This is a genomic window from Isoptericola sp. NPDC055063 (genome assembly GCF_053608125.1).
Genome location: NZ_JBSGUW010000028.1, coordinates 1218 through 1563 on the forward strand (window position 1 = coordinate 1218; position 346 = coordinate 1563).

Sequence of the window (346 nt, forward strand, 5' to 3'; positions counted from 1 at the left end):
CCCCCGGCCCGCGAGTCCGCCGGACTCTCGGTCGGGGCCTCGCCCCGACACCCCGGTTCCGATCCATCGACTTACGTCGATGGATCGGCGGGGTTCTTGAAAAGCTCACAAGAGAACCCCGGCAACCCCACCCCCTGGGAGACCGGAGCCGGCTCGGCCGGCTGGGTCTGCGGGGGAGCCGGCCGGCATAAGCCGGACGGGGGCGGCAGCCCCGGGGGGTCGAAGGGGCGACCGCGAAGCGGGCGGCCAGGGGGGCCGCAGGCCCCCGCCCCTGGGGGGGCGTCCTATTCGGCCCCCCAGGGGGGGCCTCTTATCTTGGGTTCCGTGCGTGCGCGCACAACGCAAC